Source organism: Streptomyces sp. NPDC101160 (assembly GCF_044768205.1).
Classification (GTDB): Bacteria; Actinomycetota; Actinomycetes; order Streptomycetales; family Streptomycetaceae; genus Streptomyces.
The window spans coordinates 109,652-127,586 of record NZ_JBIWPJ010000004.1 but is presented as its reverse complement, the minus strand read 5'-3'; the positions used below and the strand labels follow the sequence as shown (position 1 = coordinate 127,586).

Annotated in this window: 21 protein-coding genes; 20 read left to right on the top strand and 1 reads right to left on the bottom strand. The window is 71.4% G+C overall.

Features of this window, described 5'->3' with window-relative positions; all coding sequences use genetic code 11:
• Nucleotides 1–2 precede the first annotated feature (2 nt).
• The 15 genes from ACIRSU_RS13625 (at nucleotide 3) to ACIRSU_RS13555 (ending at nucleotide 12,395) form a co-directional block, all read left to right on the top strand.
• Entirely contained in the window at nucleotides 3–242 is a 240-nt protein-coding gene (locus ACIRSU_RS13625; RefSeq protein WP_056566048.1) for an RNA-binding protein, read from the top strand.
• Between the two features lie 163 nt (nucleotides 243–405).
• Nucleotides 406–993 (top strand): ribosome maturation factor RimM, encoded by a 588-nt coding sequence (gene rimM, locus ACIRSU_RS13620; protein WP_403791690.1) that lies wholly within the window; start codon nucleotides 406–408, stop codon nucleotides 991–993.
• Nucleotides 993–1,814 (top strand): tRNA (guanosine(37)-N1)-methyltransferase TrmD, encoded by an 822-nt coding sequence (trmD, locus tag ACIRSU_RS13615; RefSeq protein ID WP_403791688.1) that lies wholly within the window; start codon nucleotides 993–995, stop codon nucleotides 1,812–1,814. Before rimM ends, trmD begins: the two co-directional genes overlap by 1 nt.
• A 128-nt stretch (nucleotides 1,815–1,942) precedes the next feature.
• Complete coding sequence (rplS, locus tag ACIRSU_RS13610) at nucleotides 1,943–2,293, top strand: 50S ribosomal protein L19 (protein ID WP_362533729.1); 351 nt, start codon at nucleotides 1,943–1,945, stop codon at nucleotides 2,291–2,293.
• 39 nt (nucleotides 2,294–2,332) lie between these two features.
• A complete protein-coding gene (gene lepB, locus ACIRSU_RS13605; RefSeq protein WP_403791686.1) occupies nucleotides 2,333–3,253 on the top strand; it encodes a signal peptidase I in 921 nt (306 codons plus the stop codon).
• The gene (gene lepB, locus ACIRSU_RS13600; protein WP_403791684.1) at nucleotides 3,246–4,307 is read left to right on the top strand and encodes a signal peptidase I; all 1,062 of its coding nucleotides are present in this window, start codon (nucleotides 3,246–3,248) and stop codon (nucleotides 4,305–4,307) included. The genes lepB (ACIRSU_RS13605) and lepB (ACIRSU_RS13600) overlap by 8 nt, the downstream gene beginning before the upstream one ends.
• Nucleotides 4,222–5,205 carry a signal peptidase I gene (gene lepB / locus ACIRSU_RS13595; protein WP_403791683.1) on the top strand — a complete coding sequence of 328 codons (984 nt, stop codon included), beginning with the start codon at nucleotides 4,222–4,224 and terminating at the stop codon, nucleotides 5,203–5,205. The genes lepB (ACIRSU_RS13600) and lepB (ACIRSU_RS13595) overlap by 86 nt, the downstream gene beginning before the upstream one ends.
• 138 nt (nucleotides 5,206–5,343) lie before the next feature.
• The gene (gene lepB, locus ACIRSU_RS13590) at nucleotides 5,344–6,093 is read left to right on the top strand and encodes a signal peptidase I (RefSeq protein WP_403791681.1); all 750 of its coding nucleotides are present in this window, start codon (nucleotides 5,344–5,346) and stop codon (nucleotides 6,091–6,093) included.
• A 152-nt stretch (nucleotides 6,094–6,245) separates the two neighbouring features.
• Nucleotides 6,246–6,746 carry an NUDIX hydrolase gene (locus tag ACIRSU_RS13585; protein WP_403791680.1) on the top strand — a complete coding sequence of 167 codons (501 nt, stop codon included), beginning with the start codon at nucleotides 6,246–6,248 and terminating at the stop codon, nucleotides 6,744–6,746.
• Between the two features lie 56 nt (nucleotides 6,747–6,802).
• Entirely contained in the window at nucleotides 6,803–7,111 is a 309-nt protein-coding gene (locus ACIRSU_RS13580; protein ID WP_005311352.1) for a DUF2469 domain-containing protein, read from the top strand.
• Between the two features lie 146 nt (nucleotides 7,112–7,257).
• Nucleotides 7,258–7,767, top strand: coding sequence for a YraN family protein (locus tag ACIRSU_RS13575; RefSeq protein WP_403791678.1), 510 nt, complete (start codon nucleotides 7,258–7,260; stop codon nucleotides 7,765–7,767).
• Nucleotides 7,767–9,395 carry a YifB family Mg chelatase-like AAA ATPase gene (locus tag ACIRSU_RS13570; protein WP_403791677.1) on the top strand — a complete coding sequence of 543 codons (1,629 nt, stop codon included), beginning with the start codon at nucleotides 7,767–7,769 and terminating at the stop codon, nucleotides 9,393–9,395. Before ACIRSU_RS13575 ends, ACIRSU_RS13570 begins: the two co-directional genes overlap by 1 nt.
• Nucleotides 9,392–10,687: a DNA-processing protein DprA gene (gene dprA / locus ACIRSU_RS13565; protein WP_403791675.1), complete on the top strand. Its 1,296-nt coding sequence runs from the start codon at nucleotides 9,392–9,394 to the stop codon at nucleotides 10,685–10,687. The genes ACIRSU_RS13570 and dprA overlap by 4 nt, the downstream gene beginning before the upstream one ends.
• A 245-nt stretch (nucleotides 10,688–10,932) precedes the next feature.
• Nucleotides 10,933–11,769: an RNA polymerase sigma factor WhiG gene (whiG, locus tag ACIRSU_RS13560; protein ID WP_403791673.1), complete on the top strand. Its 837-nt coding sequence runs from the start codon at nucleotides 10,933–10,935 to the stop codon at nucleotides 11,767–11,769.
• A 65-nt stretch (nucleotides 11,770–11,834) separates the two neighbouring features.
• Complete coding sequence (locus tag ACIRSU_RS13555) at nucleotides 11,835–12,395, top strand: TetR/AcrR family transcriptional regulator (RefSeq protein WP_403792541.1); 561 nt, start codon at nucleotides 11,835–11,837, stop codon at nucleotides 12,393–12,395.
• A 71-nt stretch (nucleotides 12,396–12,466) separates the two neighbouring features.
• Here ACIRSU_RS13555 and ACIRSU_RS13550 read toward each other — a convergent pair whose 3' ends face one another.
• Complete coding sequence (locus ACIRSU_RS13550; RefSeq protein WP_403791671.1) at nucleotides 12,467–12,940, bottom strand: peptidoglycan DD-metalloendopeptidase family protein; 474 nt, start codon at nucleotides 12,938–12,940, stop codon at nucleotides 12,467–12,469.
• 253 nt (nucleotides 12,941–13,193) lie between these two features.
• On the opposite strand from ACIRSU_RS13550, the gene rpsB reads away from it, so the two are divergent.
• The 5 genes from rpsB to ACIRSU_RS13525 all read left to right on the top strand — a co-directional run bounded on the left by rpsB (nucleotide 13,194) and on the right by ACIRSU_RS13525 (nucleotide 17,785).
• Nucleotides 13,194–14,081 (top strand): 30S ribosomal protein S2, encoded by an 888-nt coding sequence (rpsB, locus tag ACIRSU_RS13545; protein ID WP_403791669.1) that lies wholly within the window; start codon nucleotides 13,194–13,196, stop codon nucleotides 14,079–14,081.
• Nucleotides 14,082–14,192: 111 nt separating this feature from the next.
• Nucleotides 14,193–15,029, top strand: a complete 837-nt coding sequence (gene tsf, locus ACIRSU_RS13540) for a translation elongation factor Ts (protein ID WP_403791667.1) — start codon at nucleotides 14,193–14,195, stop codon at nucleotides 15,027–15,029.
• Nucleotides 15,030–15,186: 157 nt separating this feature from the next.
• Nucleotides 15,187–15,951 (top strand): UMP kinase, encoded by a 765-nt coding sequence (pyrH, locus tag ACIRSU_RS13535; protein WP_403791665.1) that lies wholly within the window; start codon nucleotides 15,187–15,189, stop codon nucleotides 15,949–15,951.
• A gap of 107 nt (nucleotides 15,952–16,058) precedes the next feature.
• Nucleotides 16,059–16,616, top strand: a complete 558-nt coding sequence (gene frr, locus ACIRSU_RS13530; protein WP_403791663.1) for a ribosome recycling factor — start codon at nucleotides 16,059–16,061, stop codon at nucleotides 16,614–16,616.
• A gap of 113 nt (nucleotides 16,617–16,729) precedes the next feature.
• Nucleotides 16,730–17,785: a phosphatidate cytidylyltransferase gene (locus ACIRSU_RS13525; protein ID WP_403791661.1), complete on the top strand. Its 1,056-nt coding sequence runs from the start codon at nucleotides 16,730–16,732 to the stop codon at nucleotides 17,783–17,785.
• Nucleotides 17,786–17,935 lie beyond the last annotated feature (150 nt).

Genomic DNA, 17,935 nt, shown 5'->3' with positions numbered 1-17,935 from the left:
TCATGCTCGAGGAGGCTCTCGAGCACCTCGTGAAGGGCATCGTCGAAAACCCCGACGACGTGCAGGTCGCCTCGCGCAACCTGCGTCGCGGCCGCGTTCTCGAGGTCCGGGTCCACCCCGACGACCTCGGCAAGGTGATCGGCCGCAACGGCCGCACCGCGCGTGCGCTGCGCACCGTCGTGGGTGCCATCGGCGGCCGCGGCATCCGCGTCGACCTCGTCGACGTGGACCAGGTCCGCTGAAAGTTTGACACCGGCACGGGCCGGGGAGGGCGCACGCGCCCGCCCCGGCCTGAGTCGTTTCGCCCGCCGGCAAGAGCAACCATTAATTGAGCAACCACGACGGAGAGGTACCACCTCCGCGAGAGCGGCGGCGGTTTAGCCGCAAAAAGGGGAGAGTTCACCAGTGCAGTTGGTAGTCGCGCGGATCGGCCGGGCCCACGGGATCAAGGGCGAGGTCACCGTCGAGGTGCGGACCGACGAGCCCGAGCTGCGGCTCGGACCCGGCGCCGTCCTGCACACGGACCCGGCCTCCGCCGGGCCCCTCACCATCGAGTCCGGCCGGGTGCACAGCGGCCGGCTGCTGCTGCGTTTCGAGGGCGTCCGCGACCGCAACGGCGCCGAGGCCCTGCGCAACACCCTCCTCATCGCCGACGTCGACCCCGACGAGCTGCCCGAGGAGGAGGACGAGTACTATGACCACCAGCTGGTCGACCTCGACGTGGTCCTCGCCGACGGCACCGAGATCGGCGTGATCTCCGAGATCTCCCACCTGCCGTCCCAGGACCTGTTCATCGTCGAGCGGCCGGACGGCAGCGAGGTCATGATCCCCTTCGTCTCGGAGATCGTCACCGAGATCGACCTGGAGAACCAGCGCGCGGTCATCACCCCGCCGCCGGGCCTGATCGACGACAGCCAGGCCGTCGTCGCCTCCGCGCGGGACGCCGAGGCGGAAGCGGAAGCCTCCGGGGACGCGGGCGAGGACGCCGTCTGATGCGCCTCGACGTCGTCACGATCTTCCCCGAGTACCTCGAACCGCTGAACGTCTCGCTCGTCGGCAAGGCCCGCGCCCGCGGACAGCTCGACGTCCACGTGCACCACCTGCGCGACTGGACCTACGACCGGCACAACACCGTCGACGACACCCCGTACGGCGGCGGCCCCGGCATGGTCATGAAGACCGACCCCTGGGGCGACGCCCTCGACCAGACCATCGCCGACGGCTTCGAGGCCGGCGCCCACGGCCCGGTCCTCGTCGTGCCCACGCCCAGCGGCCGCCCCTTCACCCAGGAACTCGCCGTCGAACTCTCCGAGCGGCCCTGGCTGATCTTCACGCCGGCCCGCTACGAGGGCATCGACCGGCGCGTGATGGACGAGTACGCCACCCGGATGCCCGTGTACGAGGTGTCCATCGGCGACTACGTGCTCGCCGGCGGCGAGGCCGCCGTCCTCGTCATCACCGAGGCCGTCGCCCGGCTGCTGCCCGGCGTCCTCGGCAACGCCGAGTCCCACCAGGACGACTCCTTCGCCCCGGGCGCCATGGCCAACCTCCTGGAGGGCCCCGTCTACACCAAGCCCCCGGTGTGGCGCGGCCGCGACATCCCGGACGTGCTGCTCAGCGGGCACCACGGCAAGATCGCGCGCTGGCGCCGGGACGAGGCCCTGCGGCGTACCGTCGCCAACCGGCCCGACCTGATCGAGCGCACCGACCCGGCGGCCTTCGACAAGAAGGACCGGGAGATCCTCTCCATGCTGGGCTGGGCCCCCGAGCCCGGCGGCCGATTTTGGCGCGGGCCCGAGGCCGTGGAAGAATAGGCCGCTGTCGTACGTCCGGCGCGCGCCCCTGCCACAGGGGGAGGACGCCCGCCTCAGACGCACGACGATCTCCATCTATTCGTACGTACCGCTGATGACCTGTGGCATCAGCGAGGAAAGAGACCTCCATGGCCTCCCTGCTCGACCAGGTCAACGCCGGTTCGCTGCGCTCCGACGTTCCGGCCTTCCGCCCCGGCGACACCGTGAACGTCCACGTTCGCGTCATCGAGGGCAACCGCTCCCGTATCCAGCAGTTCAAGGGTGTCGTCATCCGCCGTCAGGGCTCGGGCGTCTCCGAGACCTTCACGGTCCGCAAGGTCTCGTTCTCGGTCGGCGTCGAGCGCACCTTCCCGGTGCACAGCCCGATCTTCGAGAAGATCGAGCTCGTCTCCCGCGGTGACGTCCGTCGCGCCAAGCTCTACTACCTGCGTGAGCTGCGCGGCAAGGCTGCCAAGATCAAGGAGAAGCGCGACAACTGAGCTCGGTCCCACAGGGTGGCGGGATAAGCTCTGCCCCCGATGGACACCGAAGCACAGCACACGGAGCGCGATCGCTCCTCCGGCGAGGAGGAGCGGTCGCGCTCCGCGCGCGTTTCCGGGCACACCAAGCCCGACGGGGTTTCCGGGGACACCGAGTCCGAGGGTGAAGCGGCCGCTCCGGAGCGCACCCTGACCTGGCGGCGCACCGGGCTGCTCGGTGTGGCCTGCATGGTCTTCCTGCTGCTGTTCAGCCACTTCGTGCTGCAGCCCTTCCTGGTGCCGAGCAGCTCGATGGAGCCCACCCTCCAGGTCGGCGACCGCATCCTGGTCAACAAGCTGGCGTACCGTTTCGGCAGCGAGCCGCGCCGCGGCGACGTGATCGTCTTCGACGGCACCGGCTCCTTCGTCGAGGAGCAGCCCGCGGGCAACCCGATCACCGGCGCCCTGCACGCCGCCGCCGCGGCCCTCGGTCTCGCCGAGCCCGACGAGACCGACTTCGTGAAGCGGGTCGTCGGCACCGGCGGCGACCGGGTCGTCTGCTGCGACAAGAACGGCCGGATCAGCGTCAACGGCGTGCCGGTGAAGGAGACGTACGTGATGCTGGGCGACCAGCCGTCCCGCGTGCCCTTCGACATCGTCGTCCCCGACGGCACCCTGTGGGTGATGGGCGACCACCGCAGCCAGTCCTCCGACTCCCGCGACCACCTGGGCCAGCCCGGCGGCGGGATGGTCCCCGTCGACAAGGTCATCGGCCGCGCCGACTGGATCGGCTGGCCGTTCGGCCGCTGGTCCACGGTGGCCGACACCGACGCCTTCGACGCCGTACCGGAGTGGACGGCGAGCGGCCACGGGGTCGGGCCCGCGGGTTCGGGGAGCGGCCACGGGGTTGGGTCCGCGGGTCCGGGGAGCGGGCACGGGGTCGGGCCCGTGAGTTCGGGGAGCGGGCACGCCCATGGGTAGGCGCGGCAAGGCCCCCGCCGGCCGGGGCGCTTCGGGTGCGGGTACGGGCACGGGGCCGGACGACGAGTCGCGTGCACCGCTGCCGGGGCGGGCCGAGCGGCGCAAGCTGGCCCGCAAGGTCAAGCGGCGCCGGCAGCGCTCCGCCGTCCGCGAGATCCCGGTCCTCATCGGCGTCGCCGTCCTCATCGCCCTGGTCCTGAAGACCTTCCTGGTCCAGGCGTTCGTCATCCCGTCCGGCTCCATGGAGCAGACGATCCGGATCGACGACCGGGTCCTGGTCGACAAGCTGACGCCGTGGTTCGGCGCGCAGCCGCAGCGCGGCGACGTGGTCGTGTTCCAGGACCCCGGCAACTGGCTCCAGCAGGAGACCGCGCCGCCCGCCGACGACCCGGTGGGCGTCAAACAGCTCAAGCAGGCCCTGACCTTCATCGGCCTGATGCCCTCGGCCGACGAACGGGACCTGATCAAGCGGGTCATCGCGGTCGGCGGCGACACGGTGAAGTGCTGCGGCGAGGACGGCCGGATCACGGTCAACGGAGTGCCGCTGGACGAGCCGTACCTGCACCCGGGGAACCCGCCCTCGAAGATCCCGTTCGAGGTGAAGGTCCCGCAGGGGCGGATCTTCGTCATGGGCGACCACCGGTCGAACTCGGCCGACTCGCGCTACCACCTCGACGAACCGGACCACGGCACCGTCTCCGAGGAGCAGATCGTGGGCCGCGCCGTCGTCATCGCCTGGCCGTTCGGCCACTGGCGGCGGCTGGAGGAACGGTCGACGTTCGCGTCCGTGCCGCAGGCCGTGGCGCAGTCGGCGGCCACAGGTCCGTCGCATAGTGTGTCCCAGCGGAATCTGAACGGAATGCCCCCGCTCCCGACCCCGGCGGAACTTCTGCTCGTTATGGGAGTGGTGGGCCTGTCCCTGTTCCGGGACGGGCGAGCGCACGGACTGAGGAGTGGATGTGGGGGATGTGGCCGTCGGCGCACGTTCCGGACACGGCGAGCCCGAGGAGAGGCCCCAGCGGCCCCACCCGCCGGCGGCGGCCATGACCGATGACTCCACGGACCGGCCGGAGCCCGGCGCGCCCCGCGACGCGGGCGCCGGGGACGGCGATGGCCCCGCGGGCGCCCAGGGCACCGGAGGCGGCGACGGCGACAGCGAGTCCGGCGAGGAGAGCGCCGGCGACGGCCGCCGCCCGCGGCAGCAGCGCTCCTTCTGGAAGGAACTGCCGCTCCTCATCGGCATCGCGCTCGTCCTCGCGCTGCTGATCAAGACCTTCCTGGTGCAGGCGTTCTCGATCCCCTCGGACTCGATGATGAACACCCTGCAGCGCGGCGACCGGGTCCTCGTCGACAAGCTCACCCCGTGGTTCGGCTCCGAGCCCGAGCGTGGAGAGGTCGTCGTCTTCCACGACCCGGGCGGCTGGCTGGAGGGCGAGCCGACCCCGCAGCCGAACGTGCTGCAGAAGGTCCTCAGCTTCATCGGCCTGATGCCGTCCGCCGAGGAGAAGGACCTGATCAAGCGGGTCATCGCGGTCGGCGGCGACACCGTCTCCTGCAAGGAGGGCGGCAAGGTCGTCGTCAACGGCAAGGAGCTCGACGAGACCTACCTCCGCCCCGGCTCGGTGCCCTGCGACCCGGCCTTCGGTCCGGTCAAGGTCCCCAAGGGCCGCATCTGGGTCATGGGCGACAACCGGCAGAACTCGCTCGACTCGCGCTTCCACATGGAGCTCGCGGGCGGCGGCACCGTCTCCAACGACGAGGTCGTCGGCCGGGCCGTCGTCATCGCCTGGCCGGTGACCCGCTGGTCCACCCTGCCCGTGCCCGACACCTTCGACCAGCCCGGCCTCAACCAGGCGCTGGCCGTGGCCCCCGGCGCCATGGGCGTCGCCGGTGCGCTCCCGCTCGTGCTGTGGCGGCGCAAGAAGCGCGCCGCGCGCCATACCGCCGAGTAGCGACCCGCGGGTAGGGTGCCGTCCCGGACCGTCGCACGGACGGCCAGGCGGAACTTCCGAGGTGCCATGCCCATGAGCGTCACATCGAGCGCGTCGAGCGCATCGGGTAAATCGAGCGCATCGAGCACGACGTCGAGCATGTCGAGCGCTCGTACGAAGGACGGCCGCGGCCGCCTCGGCAGTGTCCTGTCGGGGCTGGCCGTGGCCGTCGGCTGTGTGCTCTTCCTCGGCGGCTTCGTCGTCGGGGCGGTGCTTTACCAGCCGTTCTCCGTTCCGACCGACTCGATGACCCCGACGCTCGACGTCGGCTCCAAGGTCCTCGCCCAGCGCGTCGACGGCGCCGACGTCAAGCGCGGCGACGTCGTCGTCTTCCAGGACCCGGCCTGGGGCAACGTGACCATGGTCAAGCGGGTCGTGGCCATCGGCGGAGACACCGTCACAGGCGGCACCGACGGCCGCCTCACCATCAACGGCCGGCCGGTCGAGGAACCGTATCTGCCGGCCGGGCAGCCCGTCCCCGGCGAGCGGTTCTCCGCCACCGTGCCCGCCGGGAACCTCTTCCTCCTCGGCGACGACCGGCACACCTCCCTGGACTCCCGCGCCCACCTCCAGGAAGCCGCCCACGGCTCCGTGCCGCGCTCCTCCGTCATCGGCCGCGTCGACGCCGTCGTCTGGCCCGCCAAGGGCCTCCTCGCCCGGCCGACCGGCTTCGCCGCCCTTCCCGGCGGCATCTCCCGGCCCGGCCCCGTCATGCCCCTCTTCTACGCGATCGGCGCAGGGTGTGTACTGATCCTGGCCGGCGCCGCGTACGGGCCGCTGGCCCGGCTGCTGCGCCCGAAGGCCGCGGCGGCGGCACCGACGGCGGCGAGGGAGCGGGTGAGCGCGTGACGCAGGGTGCGGAGGCCTCGAAGGCCGCGGAGGCTTCGGAGATCTCGGGGGTTTCGGGGCCCTTGGGGGCTTCGGAGAACTCGGGGGCCGTGGGGGCCTTGGGGGCTTCGGAGAACTCGGGGGCCGTGGGGGCCTCGGCTGCTTCGGAGGTCTTGGAGGTCTCGGAGGCTGCGGAGGCCCGGAAGGTGGCGCGGGTGATCCTGCTCGACCCCGCCGACCGCATCCTGCTCATCCACGGCTACGAGCCCGACGACCCGGCCCAGACCTGGTGGTTCACGCCCGGCGGCGGCCTGGAGGGCGACGAGACCCGGGAACAGGCCGCGCTGCGCGAACTCGTCGAGGAGACCGGGATCACCGACGTCGAACTCGGGCCCGTGGTCTGGCAGCGCTACTGCTCCTTCCCCTTCGACGGGCGCCGCTGGGACCAGGACGAGTGGTACTACCTGGCCCGCACCACCCAGACCGTCGCCGCCCCGGCGGCCCTCACCGAACTCGAGGCCCGCAGCGTCGCCGGCCTCAGATGGTGGACCTCCGCCGAACTGTCGGCGGCCCGTGAGACGGTGTACCCCAACAGACTCGCCGAGCTGCTGCACCGGCTGCTCGACGAAGGACCCCCGAGCACGCCGCTCGTTCTCGCCCCCGAAATCGTTTAGGGGCCAGGGTGACTGGCGCACAATAGGGGGACGCACGGCTGATAGGGGAACATGCCATGAGCGCCGAGGACCTCGAGAAGTACGAGACCGAGATGGAGCTGAAGCTCTACCGGGAGTACCGCGACGTCGTCGGGCTGTTCAAATACGTCATCGAGACCGAGCGGCGCTTCTATCTCACCAACGACTACGAGATGCAGGTGCACTCCGTCCAGGGCGAGGTGTTCTTCGAGGTCTCCATGGCCGACGCCTGGGTCTGGGACATGTACCGGCCGGCCCGCTTCGTGAAGCAGGTCCGCGTCCTCACCTTCAAGGACGTGAACATCGAGGAGCTCAACAAGAGCGACCTGGAGCTTCCCGGCAGCTGATACCACCTGTGTAGACCAGCTGTGTGAAACCACCCGTGTGAAACCACCCGTGAGGGTGGCCCGGTTTTCCACAACCGCCCGCCTGTCCACAGCCCCGCACACGCGGGGTCACGGTGCGTCACAGTCGGTGCCGGAGGTGGTACCGAATGAACGCCACACGAGCACTCGGGCGGTACGGGGAAGAGCTCGCCGTCCGCACCCTCACCGCGACCGGCCTGCACGTCCTCGCCAGGAATTGGCGCTGCGGCCGCACCGGAGAGATCGACATCGTCGCCCGCGACGGCGACACCCTCGTCATCTGCGAGGTCAAGACCCGCCGTGAGGGCGCCTTCGAGCACCCCATGGCCGCCGTCACCCCACGCAAGGCCGAGCGCCTGCGCCGCCTAGCCGCCTGCTGGCTCGACCGCCACGGCGGACCAGCCGGCGGGCCTCCGGGCCGGCCGCTCGGCGCCCCCGCGGGCGGGCCTTCGGGCGGCTCCTCGGGCGGCACCTCGGCCGGGCCCGGGGGCGGACCGTCGGCCGACCAACCCGGCGGACCCTCGGCCGGACCACCCGGCCTGCCGCCCGGCTTCGGCGGCGTCCGCATCGACCTCGTCGGCATCGTCCTGCCCCGCCGCGGCGCCCCCGTCGTCACCCACGCCCAGGGGGTGGCGTGATGGGATTCGCCCGCACCTGCTCCGTCGCCCTCGTCGGCGTCGAAGGCGTCGTCGTCGAGGTCCAGGCCGACCTCGAAGCCGGCGTCGCCGCCTTCACCCTCGTCGGCCTCCCCGACAAGAGCCTCGTCGAAAGCCGCGACCGGGTCCGCGCCGCCATCGTCAACTCCGGCGCCGAATGGCCCCAAAAGAAACTCACCGTCGGACTCAGCCCCGCCTCCGTCCCCAAAGGCGGATCCGGTTTCGACCTCGCCGTAGCCGCGGCCGTCCTCGGCGCCGCCGAACGCATCGACCCCCGCACCATCGCCGACCTCGTCCTCATCGGCGAACTCGGCCTCGACGGCCGCGTCCGACCCGTCCGCGGCGTCCTGCCCGCCGTCCTCGCCGCCGCCGACGCCGGATACAAACAGGTCGTCGTCCCCGAACAGACCGCCGGCGAAGCCGCCCTCGTCCCCGGCATCTCCGTCCTCGGCGTCCGCACCCTGCGCCAGCTCATCGCCGTCCTCGCCGACGAACCCGTCCCCGAGGAAGAACCACACGAGGACGGCCGCCCCGACCCCATGCTCGCCGGACTCCTCGTCCCCGGCGCCGGAGTCGGCACCGGCCTCGCCGCCGCACCCGCCGGAGAACCCACCGACGGCCGCCCCGACCTCGCCGACGTCGCCGGACAGCACACCGCCCGCCGCGCCCTCGAAATCGCCGCCGCAGGCAGCCACCACCTCCTGCTGACCGGCCCACCAGGCGCCGGAAAGACCATGCTCGCCGAACGGCTCCCCGGCATCCTCCCGCCCCTCACCCGCCAGGAATCCCTCGAAGTCACCGCCGTCCACTCCGTCGCCGGCATCCTCCCGCCGGGCGAACCCCTCGTCCACCACCCGCCCTACTGCGCACCCCACCACTCCGCGACCATGCAGTCCCTCGTCGGCGGCGGCAACGGACTGCCCCGGCCCGGCGCCGTCTCCCTCGCCCACCGAGGAGTTCTGTTCCTGGACGAAGCGCCCGAGTTCTCCACCAAATCCCTCGACGCACTGCGCCAGCCCCTCGAATCCGGCCAAGTCGTCATCGCCCGCGCCGCCGGCGTCGTCCGGCTCCCCGCCCGCTTCCTCCTCACCCTCGCCGCCAACCCCTGCCCCTGCGGCCGCCACACCCTCCTCGGCACCGGCTGCGAATGCCCCGCCGCCGTCATCCGCCGCTACCAGGCCCGACTCTCCGGCCCCCTCCTCGACCGCGTCGACCTCCGCATCGAGGTCGAACCCGTCACCCGCTCCGACCTCCTCGGCCAAGGCGGCCGCGGAGAACCCAGCGCCACCGTCGCCGACCGCGTCCGCGAAGCCAGAGCCCGCGCCGCCGCCCGCCTCGCCGACACCCCCTGGACCGTCAACAGCGAGATCCCGGGCCACGAGCTGCGCACCCGCTTCCACGCCGCACCCGGCGCCCTCGCCGCCGCCGAACGCGACATCGAACGCGGCCTGCTCACCGCCCGCGGCCTCGACCGCGTCCTCCGCGTCGGCTGGACCATCGCCGACCTCGCCGGACACGACCGCCCCCAGGCCGACGACCTCGCCCTCGCCCTCGAACTGCGCACCGGCATCGCCCGAGGCGTCCCGGTCGCCGCGGGGGAGTGGACATGAGCCGGTACGACTCCGGGCCCGACGACGAACGCCTCGCCCGCGCCGCCCTCTGCCACATCGTCGAACCCGGCGACGAACACGCCGGCCACGTCCTCCGACAACACGGCGCCATCGGATTCCTCCGCCTCCTCCACGCCGGCGGCGGGGCGGCACAACCCACCCTGTGGGCCCCCGCCACCGCCGGCGCCGTCCGCGGCCCCGCTCCTGGCCTCGAACCGGGACCCGGTCTCCGCTCCGGCGGCAGCCCCGAACCCCGGCCCGGGCCCCGGGACGCCGAGGCGTTCCCCGGCATCGGCGAGCAGCGCCTCGCGAGCTGGCGACGGCGCGCCGCCACCGCCGAACCCCGACGCGACCTCGACCACCTCGCCCGGATCGGCGGCCGCTTCATCGTCCCCGGCGACGCCGAATGGCCCCGGCAACTCGACGACCTCGGCGACGCCCGCCCGATCGGCCTCTGGGCCCGCGGCCCCGCCGACCTCCGGGCCTGGGCCCTGCGCTCCGTCGCCGTCGTCGGCGCCCGCGCCTGCACCCCCTACGGCGCCCACACCGCCGGCGCCCTCGCCGCCGGCCTCGCCGAACAAGGCTGGGTCGTCGTCTCCGGAGCCGCCTACGGCATCGACGGCGCCGCCCACCGCGGCGCCCTCGGCAACGGCGGTGCCACCATCGCCGTCCTCGCCTGCGGAGTCGACGTCCCCTACCCCCGCGGCCACGCCCGCCTCATCACGCGCATCGCCGAACAGGGCCTCGTCCTCGGCGAACTCCCACCCGGCGGCCACCCCACCCGCAGCCGCTTCGTCCTCCGCAACCGCGTCATCGCCGCACTCACCCGCGGCACCGTCGTCGTCGAAGCCGAACACCGCAGCGGCTCCCTCGTCACCGCCCGCGCCGCCACCCGCCTAGGCCGCCACACCATGGGCGTCCCCGGCCCCGTCACGAGCGGACTCTCCGCCGGCGTCCACGAACTCCTGCGCGGCGAGGCCACCCTCGTCACCGACGCGGCCGAGATCATCGAACTCGTCGGAGACATCGGCCAGCTCGCCCCGCCACGCCGCGGCCCCGTACTGCCCCGCGACCTCCTCGCCCCCGACACCGCCCGCGTCCTCGAAGCCCTCCCCGGCCACGGCCCCGCGCCCCTCACCGACATCGCCGCCCGCGCCGGCACCCACCCCGACCACACCCTCGCCAAGCTGTACGAACTCCACTCCCTCGGGTTCGTCGAACGCCGACAGGACGACTGGCAGTTGACGAACAGACGCACCAAACCCTCGAACGCCCGGCATGGCGGTACTTGACCCGGAGCATTCGGGTGAAATGGTGAAGCAGATGAGGAACCGAGTGCTCTCGGCCACACCCGAGGGGTCGACCCGCGCCACGACCCCCGTTCGAAGATGCGGGCGAGAGCAGCCACCCGGACCGGCGCGATCCACAGACGTTCGCGCACCGCGACAGCCCACTCACGCTACGCTCACGAGGATCCCCCGCCCGACAACCGGACCGACCCCTACGCACCCGACGGCAGAACGGCTCAAGGCGACGTATGCCCCAGCACACCTCCGGGTCTGACCGCGCTGTGGTGCCCCCAGCAGCCCGGGGCACCGTGCGACCACCCGCACCGACCACGCTCGACGAGCTGTGGCGCTCGTACAAGGACACCGGCGACGAGCGACTGCGGGAACAGCTGATCCTGCACTACTCGCCGCTGGTCAAATACGTCGCCGGACGTGTCAGCGTCGGCCTGCCCTCCAACGTCGAGCAGGCCGACTTCGTCTCCTCCGGGGTCTTCGGACTCATCGACGCCATCGAGAAGTTCGACGTCGAGCGGTCCATCAAGTTCGAGACCTACGCCATCACCCGCATCCGCGGCGCGATGATCGACGAACTCCGCGCCCTCGACTGGATCCCGCGCTCCGTCCGCCAGAAAGCCCGCAACGTCGAGCGCGCCTACGCCACCCTCGAAGCGCAACTCCGCCGTACCCCCTCCGAGGCCGAGGTCGCCGCGGAGATGGGCGTCACCCTCGAAGAACTCCACTCCGTCTTCAGCCAGTTGTCGCTCGCCAACGTCGTCGCCCTCGAAGAACTGCTGCACGTCGGCGGCGAGGGCGGGGACCGGCTCTCCCTCATGGACACCCTGGAGGACACCGCCGCCGACAACCCCGTCGAGGTCGCCGAGGACCGCGAGCTGCGCCGGCTCCTCGCCCGGGCCATCAACACCCTGCCCGAACGCGAGAAGACCGTCGTCACGCTCTACTACTACGAAGGCCTCACGCTCGCCGAGATCGGCCACGTCCTCGGCGTCACCGAGAGCCGCGTCAGCCAGATCCACACCAAATCCGTCCTCCAGCTGCGCGCCAAGCTCGCCGACGTGGGCCGCTGACCCCACTGACCGCACGGGCCCCGCCGCCGTACAGTGGAGCCGTGCCAAGGATTCGAGCGGCCTCGGTGGCCGAGCACCGGACCATGCAGCGCGGCGCCCTGCTGGACGCCGCGCGTTCCCTGCTGTCCGAAGGCGGCACGGAAGCGCTGACCTTCCCCGCCCTCGCCGAGCGCACGGGCCTCGCCCGCTCCTCGGTCTACGAGTACTTCCGCTCCCGCGCCGCCGTCGTCGAGGAACTCTGCGCCGTCGACTTCCCCGTCTGGGCCGCCGAGGTCGAAGCCGCCATGGCCGCCGCCGACACCGCCGCGGGCAAGGTCGAGGCGTACGTCCGCACCCAGCTGGAACTCGTCGGCGACCGCCGCCACCGAGCCGTCGTCGCCATCTCCGCCAGCGAACTCGACGACGGCGCCCGCGAGAAGATCCGCGCCGCCCACGGCACCCTCGTCACCATGATCGTCGACGCCCTCACCGCTCTCGCCCGCCCCCAGCCCCGCCTGGAAGCCATGCTCCTCCAGGGCATCGTCGACGCCGCCGTCCGCCGCCTCGAACTCGGCGCCGCCGAAGATCCCGCCACGATCGCGGAAGCGGCGGTCTCGATGGCCCTCGGCGGCATCCACGGCACTTGAACCGCTTCCCGGGGCCCCCTCCCTCCCCCCCACCCCCCACCCCCCCTCCCCTCCTCCCCCGTCCCCGTGCGTCACTCAGGCGCGCGTCCCCACACCGGTAGCAGCCTCGACGGGCCTCCGCCCAGGAGTCCCAGCGGGTTCAGGTACGTCTCGCCGCGCAGCAGGCCCCAGTGGAGGCAGCTCACCTCGCAGTGGTCGCCATCCGGGGCGACCCGGGCGACGATGTCGCCCGTCCGTACCACCGTGCCCACGCGCACGAGCGGTTCCACCGGGCCGTAGGTCGTGCGCAGGGGCGGTAGTCCGGTGCCCGTCAGGGTGAGGGTGAGGACGCCGTGGCCGGCGACCGGGCCCGCGAAGGTGACCGTGGCGGGGGCCGGGGCGCGGACCGCGGTGCCCGGTGGGGCGGCGAGGTCGAGGCCGCGGTGGCCGGCGGCGTAGGGGCCCGGTGGGGGTTCCCAGCCGCGGAGGATCTCGGGGCGGGGTGGGCCGACGGGCCAGACCGTGGTGGCCACGGCGAGTAAGAGGCTGGTCGCGTAGAGGTTCATGACGGCAGAGTGCCCGGCGCGGATCTCGGGTGACCGGCGGTGCCGGAATCTGTGGACAACCTGCCGGTTGTGGACAACGCCGTCACCCGGCGCTCCCGGGGTCCCGTACACTTTCCATGGCGACCCGGGTCACTGGGTCGACTTCGCACGCCCCGCCACCGGTCCTCGTGACGGGTGGCAGCGCCTTTCGGTCCCTTGTGGCACGGCGCGTCGGGGCGTCAGGAAAACAACCGAGAAAACCAAGGAGATGGCCATGGCCGTCGTCACGATGCGGGAGCTGCTGGAGAGCGGCGTCCACTTCGGTCACCAGACCCGTCGCTGGAACCCGAAGATGAAGCGCTTCATCTTCACCGAGCGCAACGGCATCTACATCATCGACCTGCTCCAGTCGCTGTCGTACATCGACCGCGCCTACGAGTTCGTCAAGGAGACCGTCGCGCACGGCGGCTCCATCATGTTCGTCGGTACGAAGAAGCAGGCGCAGGAGGCCATCGCCGAGCAGGCGACCCGCGTCGGCATGCCGTACGTCAACCAGCGCTGGCTGGGCGGCATGCTCACCAACTTCTCCACCGTCTACAAGCGTCTGCAGCGCCTCAAGGAGCTCGAGCAGATCGACTTCGAGGACGTGGCCGCGTCGGGCCTCACCAAGAAGGAGCTCCTGGTCCTCTCCCGCGAGAAGGCCAAGCTGGAGAAGACCCTTGGTGGTATCCGCGAGATGCAGAAGGTGCCGAGCGCCGTCTGGATCGTCGACACCAAGAAGGAGCACATCGCCGTCGGCGAGGCTCGCAAGCTCAACATCCCGGTCGTCGCGATCCTCGACACCAACTGTGACCCCGACGAGGTCGACTACAAGATCCCGGGCAACGACGACGCGATCCGCTCCGTCACCCTGCTCACCCGCGTGATCGCCGACGCCGTCGCCGAGGGCCTCATCGCCCGTTCCGGCGCCGCGACCGGCGACTCGAAGCCGGGCGAGAAGGCCGCCGGCGAGCCGCTCGCCGAGTGGGAGCGCGACCTGCTCGAGGGCGAGAAGAAGGCTGACGAGGCTCCGGCCGCCGCCGAGGCGACCGAGGCTCCGGCTGCCGAGGCTCCGGCCGCCGAGGCCACCGAGGCGCCGGCCGCCGACGCCGAGCAGGCCTGACCCTTCCGGTCCCTGAGGACCTTCGGGTGACGACGGCGGGGGCCCAAAAAGCCCCCGCCGTCCACCCGTGGACCCGCCCGATCTTTCAGACTTCGAGAGAGAAACAGACTCATGGCGAACTACACCGCCGCTGACGTCAAGAAGCTCCGCGAGCTCACCGGCGCCGGCATGATGGACTGCAAGAAGGCCCTGGACGAGGCCGAAGGCGACGTCGACAAGGCCGTCGAGGCCCTGCGCATCAAGGGCCAGAAGGGCGTCGCCAAGCGCGAGGGCCGCTCCGCCGAGAACGGCGCCGTGGTCTCCATCATCGCCGACGACAACACCTCCGGTGTCCTGGTCGAGCTGAAGTGCGAGACGGACTTCGTCGCCAAGGGTGAGAAGTTCCTCGCCGTCGCCAACGCGCTGGCCGCGCACGTCGCCGCCACCTCGCCGGCCGACATCGACGCCCTGCTCGCCTCCGAGATCGAGGCCGGCAAGACCGTCCAGGCGTACGTCGACGAGGCCAACGCCAACCTCGGCGAGAAGATCGTCCTCGACCGCTTCGCGCAGTACGCCGACGGCTACGTCTCCGCGTACATGCACCGCACGATGCCCGACCTGCCGCCGCAGATCGGTGTCCTGGTCGAGCTCGACAAGGAGAACGCCGAGGTCGCGAAGGGTATCGCGCAGCACATCGCCGCGTTCGCCCCGAAGTACCTCGACAAGGACGACGTCCCGGCCGACGTCGTCGAGTCCGAGCGTCGCATCGCCGAGGAGACCACCCGCGCCGAGGGCAAGCCCGAGGCCGCGATCGCCAAGATCGTCGAGGGTCGCGTCAACGGCTTCTTCAAGGACGCCACGCTGCTCGGCCAGCCGTACGCCCTTGACAACAAGAAGACCGTCCAGAAGGTCCTGGACGAGGCCGGTGTCACCCTGAAGCGCTTCACCCGCATCAAGGTCGGCATCTGAGTCCGTACGCGACGGACACCGGACCCGGGTAGGGTCTGAAGCAGCCGGCCGCGTTCGCGCCGGGCGGCCGCAGATCTGACGAGGAGGCCATTGCCGTAGGGGAAACCGCAAGGAACCCAGGCAATGGCCTTCTTGGTATGTGCACGAGGAGATCTCCATGAATCAGCGCGCCGAACAGGGCGACGACAACAACGGCAAAAAGGCCGGCCGCTTCATGCTGAAGCTGTCCGGCGAGGCTTTCTCGGGGGGCCACGGCCTCGGGGTCGACCCGGACGTCGTCCATGCCATCGCGCGCGAGATCGCCGCCGTCGTCCGTGACGGCGCGGAGATCGCGGTCGTGATCGGCGGCGGCAACTTCTTCCGCGGCGCCGAGCTCCAGCAGCGCGGCATGGACCGGGCCCGTTCCGACTACATGGGCATGCTCGGCACCGTGATGAACTGCCTCGCCCTCCAGGACTTCCTGGAGAAGGAGGGCATCGTCTCCCGCGTCCAGACCGCCATCACCATGGGCCAGGTCGCCGAGCCGTACATCCCGCTGCGCGCCGTGCGCCACCTGGAGAAGGGCCGCGTCGTGATCTTCGGCGCGGGCATGGGCATGCCCTACTTCTCCACCGACACGACCGCCGCGCAGCGTGCCCTGGAGATCGACGCCGAGGCCCTGCTCATGGGCAAGAACGGTGTCGACGGGGTCTACGACTCGGACCCGAAGACCAACCCGGACGCGGTGAAGTTCGACGCGCTGGAGTACGGCGAGGTGCTCTCCCGCGACCTCAAGGTCGCCGACGCCACCGCCATCACCCTCTGCCGTGACAACAAGCTGCCGATCCGTGTCTTCGAACTGCTCACCGAGGGCAATATCGCGCGCGCGGTGAAGGGTGAGAAGATCGGCACGCTCGTGAGCGACCAGGGCACCCGGGCCTGACCCGAACCGGGAACCGACCCGCGCGGGTGAGGGACACCGCGCGGGGGATGGACAGAGCCCTGCCGACACCGTGCAGGACACAACGCGACGACACGCAGGAGCTAGTGGTGATCGAAGAGACCCTCCTCGAGGCCGAGGAGAAGATGGAGAAGGCCGTCGTGGTCGCCAAGGAGGACTTCGCGGCGATCCGTACCGGCCGCGCCCACCCGGCGATGTTCAACAAGATCGTGGCCGACTACTACGGCGCTCTCACCCCCATCAACCAGCTGGCGTCGTTCTCGGTGCCGGAGCCGCGCATGGCCGTGGTGACCCCGTTCGACAAGAGCGCCCTGCGCAACATCGAGCAGGCCATCCGCGACTCGGACCTGGGTGTCAACCCGAGCAACGACGGCAGCATCATCCGGGTGACGTTCCCGGAGCTGACGGAGGAGCGCCGCCGCGACTACATCAAGGTCGCGAAGACCAAGGCCGAGGACTCCAAGATCTCGATCCGCTCCGTGCGCCGCAAGGCCAAGGAGACCATCGACAAGTTCGTCAAGGACGGCGAGGTCGGCGAGGACGAGGGCCGTCGCGCCGAGAAGGAGCTCGACGACCTCACCGCAAAGTTCGTCGCGCAGGTCGACGAGCTGCTGAAGCACAAGGAAGCCGAGCTCCTCGAGGTCTGATGAACGACTCATCCTGGAGGGCCCCGGCCACAGCCGGCTTCGGCGGGCCCGACCAGGGGCCTGCCCCGGCGGGTCCCGCCTACGAAGGGCTCCCGGCGGCGCAGACTCGGCCCATGCCCATCGTGTCCGACGACGTTCCCGCCGGCGACAACCAGGACGATCACGGTCGGGGGGCCGCTCAGCCGAGCGGTCCCCCGTTCCACGACCACGGGGACCACGGGGACCATGGGTACGGGGACCCCGCGTCCTCCGGACCCGCGTTCCACGACCAGACACCGCACGAGCACCCGCAGGAGCCCATGTCCAGCCCCTCCCAGCCCGCGCCCTCGCCCCGGCAGCAGCCGCGGCAGAAGAAGAGCGCAGGCCGTGACCTGGGCGCGGCCATAGGGGTCGGCCTGGGCCTCGGCGCGGTGATCATCGCCTCGCTGTTCATCTGGAAGCCGGCGTTCGTCGGTGTGATCGCGGTCGCCGTCGTGGTCGGCCTGTGGGAGCTGACCTCCCGCCTCCAGGAGAAGAAGGCCATCAAGGCCCCGCTGGTCCCGCTCGCGGTCGGCGGCGCGGCGATGGTCGTCGCCGGGTACGTACGGGGCGCGGAGGGCGCGTGGGTGGCGATGGCGCTCACGGCGCTCGCCGTCCTCGTGTGGCGGATGACGGAGCCGCCCGAGGGCTATCTGAAGGACGTCACGGCGGGCGTCTTCGCCGCGTTCTACGTGCCGTTCCTGGCGACGTTCGTGGCGATGCTGCTGACCGCCGACGACGGGCCGCAGCGGGTGCTGACCTTCCTGCTCCTGACGGTGGTCAGCGACACCGGCGCGTACGCGGTCGGCTGGCGCTTCGGCAAGCACAAGCTGGCGCCGCGCATCAGTCCCGGCAAGACCCGTGAGGGCCTGGTCGGCGCGGTGACGTTCGCGATGGCGGCGGGCGCGCTGTGCATGGAGTTCCTGATCGACGACGGCGCCTGGTGGCAGGGCCTGATCCTGGGCCTCGCGGTGGCGGCCAGCGCGACCCTGGGCGACCTGGGCGAGTCGATGATCAAGCGTGACCTCGGCATCAAGGACATGGGCACGCTGCTGCCCGGTCACGGCGGCATCATGGACCGGCTCGACTCGCTGCTGCCGACGGCGCCGGTGGTGTGGCTGCTGATGGTGTTGTTCGTCGGGTCGGGCTGACCGGGAGCGGCGCCACGCGGCGGAGCCGCATATGGACGCAGTATGGATCGGCTGGACTCGCTGCTGCCGACGGCGCCGGTGGTGTGGCTGCTGATGGTGTTGTTCGTCGGGTCGGGCTGACCGGGAGCGGCGCCACGCGGCGGAGCCGCA